Source organism: Solemya elarraichensis gill symbiont, assembly GCF_002021095.1.
Taxonomy (GTDB): Bacteria; Pseudomonadota; Gammaproteobacteria; order Chromatiales; family Chromatiaceae.
Window position 1 is genome coordinate 1 of record NZ_MPRK01000177.1, and the last position, 3,672, is coordinate 3,672.

Genomic DNA, 3,672 nt, shown 5'->3' on the forward strand with positions numbered 1-3,672 from the left:
CTGCGCCTGCCAAAAGGTGGTGAGCTGTCACGCAAGGAGATCGACGGCTATACGAAATTTGTCGGCATCTACGGTGCACGCGGTCTCGCCTATATCAAGGTCAACGAACTTGCCAATGGCCGTGACGGCTTGCAGTCGCCAATTCTGAAGTTCCTCCCGGATGAAGCTATCAACGCTATTCTCGAGCGCACCAGCGCAGAAGACGGCGACCTGATTTTCTTCGGTGCGGACAAGACACACGTGGTGAATGAATCGATTGGTGCCCTGCGTGAAAAACTTGGCAAGGACCGCGGCCTCATGGAAGGTGAGTGGAAGCCATTGTGGGTTGTCGACTTCCCGATGTTTGAATTTGATGAAGGCGAGGGACGCTGGACTGCGCTGCACCACCCCTTTACCGCACCCAAGCTGGAAGGCGACAGCATTGAAGTCAATCCGGGCACGGCACTGTCTCGCGCTTATGACATGGTGCTCAACGGCAGCGAAATCGGTGGCGGCTCAATCCGTATCCATCGTCGCGCAGTGCAGGAGCAGGTCTTCAACCTGCTTGGCATCGAAAAACAGGAAGCAGATGAAAAGTTCGGCTTCCTGCTTGACGCACTCAAGTACGGCTGTCCACCACATGGCGGATTGGCGTTCGGTCTTGATCGCCTGATCATGCTGATGAGCGGTGCGAGTTCGATTCGTGATGTCATGGCATTCCCGAAGACGCAGACTGCCAGTTGCCTGTTGACCAATGCGCCGTCAGAGGTCTCTACAAGACAGCTGCGCGATTTGCACATCAAGCTTCGCGAGAGAGAAAAAACAGCAGAATAAACCCGGAGAACCGCCCCGTGTACGGTGTTCCTCGCTTCAATAAGCGCCATATGGCATTTGCCATGTGGCGTTTCTCGTTCTTCGGTAGTACTCTATGCATCCAGATGCATTGGTAACAGATTCGATTAAATGATCAAAATTGGTACACCGCTGTCTCCGACAGCCACCCGCGTCATGCTCCTTGGCGCGCAGCGAGGGCGACTATGTCGAAAGCTGGCAACCCCAACAGATGAGTGAAGCCGCGCTGACAAGATCAAAAGAGATTGCCAGTGCGATTACCTCAGAACTCGGTGGCTGCGGAATTTTTGGCGTTGAACTCTTCATCAAGGGTGACAAGGTATGGTTCTCAGAGGTGAGTCCGCGCCCACATGATACCGGCATGGTCACCATGGTGACCCAGTACCAGAATGAATTTGAACTGCACGCGCGGGCAATCCTCGGCCTGCCGGTCAATACCGCTATGTATGCAGCAGGTGCAAGCGCTGTCATCTACGGTGGACTTGAAGGTAAAAGCATAGAATTTTCAAATCTTGCTGCAGCCCTTGCAGATCCGGATACGGACCTGCGCCTGTTTGGCAAACCTGAATCCTACGTCAGGCGCAGAATGGGCGTTGCCCTGGCACGCGCCGAAAACACCGATGCTGCACGCAAGAAGGCGAAAAAAGCGGCTGATTGCGTCAAGACATCCGGATAACAGCATGAAGCAGAAGCCAAGACTCTATTATGTCTATGACCCGATGTGTAGTTGGACTTACGGCTTTGAGGCAACGCGCAGGGAACTGTTTGAAAAGCTCGGCGACAGTGTCGAGGTCGAGTCCCTGGTTGGTGGCCTTGCTCCCGATTCGGATGAACCCATGCCTGAAGAGACACGCAGCTTTCTGCAGCAGACATGGCACAAGATCGAGCAGAGAATTCCCGGGGTGCATTTCAATTTCGATTTTTGGGAAAAGGCAAGCCCTCGACGTTCTACCTATCCGGCGTGCCGTGCGGTCATCGCCGCACGCCAGTTCGGCCCGAAATTCGAATCGCTGATGACAGCTGCTATCCAGCGCGCCTATTACCAGGAAGCCAGGAATCCTTCTGATGATTCGACGCTTATCGAACTGGCAACGGAGATTGGACTGAATGCTGATGCGTTTGCCAATGTGCTGGGTGATCCCGCTACCCAGCAGAAGTTGCTCGATGAAATTGAGAGGTGCAGGGCGATGAAGCAGGACAGCTACCCAAGCTTGCTGCTTGAAATCTCTGAAACTTCCCGCTGGCAGATTGCTATCGACTACAACAACGAAGAGACAATGCGTGAGTTGATTGTTTCATTGCTTCGTAACGAAGGCTGACTGATTCTCAACCAGCCCGGTGAGGTTTTCCCCGGCCGGGGAAAACGTCGGCCTACCTCTGCTGCTGCAGGATAGAAAGCTCCTGTGCACAGGAACGCCACACCTTGATGAGCTCCTCGTTCTCCGTATTCATTCCGGCCAGGCTGGTGCGTAACTCTTTTGCCATCTTGTTCGCCAGATCCAGGTCTGTATTTGTCTTTCGCAATTCAGATTGTAGTTGGCTGATTTTCTCATACAGCTTATCCACTTCTGACTGCTGATCGACCGCCTTCTGCATGAATGCCTGCACCTCATCCTTGTGCTGCTGCGAGAAGTCGGCTTTCGCTGCCTGTAACTCCTCTATATCACTCTTGGCACATCCTCTCAGGAGAAAAAATGAGGCCAGAATCATCACAACGATAAATAGCCATAAGGGTGTCACTGTAACGCTTTCTTCGCTAGAAACTACCGGGTTAGACATGTTCAGCTCAGTATCCTGTTCAACAGTTTAGTCAATTGATCTGCTTTATTTTAGGGTGTGAATCGGCCTACGCCATACCAAGGATATGATATCCGGAGTCGACATAGAGTACATCACCCGTAATGCCGGAAGCCAGGTCAGAACAGAGGAATGCAGTCGCATTACCGACTTCGTCTATGGTGACATTGCGGCGTAGAGGCGTCTTACCCTCGGCTTCAGCAAGCATGCCCTTGAAACCGCTGATGCCAGCTGCTGCGAGTGTACGGATTGGTCCTGCCGAGACAGCATTGACGCGAATCCCTTCCGGTCCAAGTGAATCTGCCAGGTAACGTACATTGGCCTCGAGAGCAGCCTTGGCAACACCCATGACATTGTAATTTGGTACTGTGCGTACAGCGCCGAGGTAGCTCATGGTGACGATCGAACCGTTACGACCCTGCATCATGGAACGACCCGCCTTGGCCAGTGCGGCAAGGCTGTATGCGCTGATATCGTGTGCAATGGCAAAACCTTCACGAGAAACGGCATCGACATAGCTGCCCTCGAGCTGATCGCGTGGAGCAAAGCCGACTGAGTGGACAATTGTGTCTAGTCCATCCCATTTTTCACCCAGCGCCTTGAATACGGTATCAATTTCTTCATCTGAGGAGACATCGAGTGGCAGCACGATATCGGAACCACACTCTTCTGCGACACCCTCGACGCGACTCTTGAGTTTGTCGCCCTGGTAGGTAAAGGCCAACTCGGCACCTTCGCGTGCCATTGCTTTTGCAATACCGTAAGCGATTGATTTTTTGCTTGCTACGCCCACGATGAGGACGCGTTTATTATCGAGAAATCCCATTAATCAAACCTTGCTTTGTAGTTGTTACTGACAATTTTCGTAGAGAATGCGATGATTGTGCCATTAACCCGCAGCGCAGTCGCGCCATAAAACAGATAGTGTATTGAAAGCCGAACAAAAAACAAAGAGCTCTGCATGGATTGGAGGCATGGCACTGCTGCTGGTGAGCTTCATGCTGTCCGCCTGCGGGCAGGCATGGAACAACCCTTACCCGCAAT

The 3,672-nt window shown here is 52.6% G+C and carries 4 protein-coding genes and 1 pseudogene; 3 read left to right on the top strand and 2 right to left on the bottom strand.

Features of this window, described 5'->3' with window-relative positions:
* The 3 genes and pseudogenes from BOW51_RS08420 to BOW51_RS08430 all read left to right on the top strand — a co-directional run.
* Positions 1 to 813 (top strand): amino acid--tRNA ligase-related protein (locus BOW51_RS08420; protein WP_306341497.1); only part of this gene is annotated, 813 nt, incomplete at its 5' end.
* A 196-nt stretch (positions 814 to 1,009) separates the two neighbouring features.
* Positions 1,010 to 1,507 (top strand): annotated as a pseudogene (locus tag BOW51_RS08425) (ATP-grasp domain-containing protein); the annotation flags it as partial.
* A gap of 4 nt (positions 1,508 to 1,511) precedes the next feature.
* Positions 1,512 to 2,150: a DsbA family protein gene (locus BOW51_RS08430; RefSeq protein ID WP_078477324.1), complete on the top strand. Its 639-nt coding sequence runs from the start codon at positions 1,512 to 1,514 to the stop codon at positions 2,148 to 2,150.
* A 52-nt stretch (positions 2,151 to 2,202) separates the two neighbouring features.
* Here the strand turns inward: BOW51_RS08430 and BOW51_RS08435 are convergent, their stop codons facing one another.
* Both BOW51_RS08435 and BOW51_RS08440 read right to left on the bottom strand, forming a co-directional pair.
* Entirely contained in the window at positions 2,203 to 2,610 is a 408-nt protein-coding gene (locus BOW51_RS08435; RefSeq protein WP_135568168.1) for a hypothetical protein, read from the bottom strand.
* A 67-nt stretch (positions 2,611 to 2,677) separates the two neighbouring features.
* Positions 2,678 to 3,454 carry an enoyl-ACP reductase FabI gene (locus BOW51_RS08440; protein ID WP_078477327.1) on the bottom strand — a complete coding sequence of 259 codons (777 nt, stop codon included), beginning with the start codon at positions 3,452 to 3,454 and terminating at the stop codon, positions 2,678 to 2,680.
* Between the last annotated feature and the right edge of the window lie 218 nt (positions 3,455 to 3,672).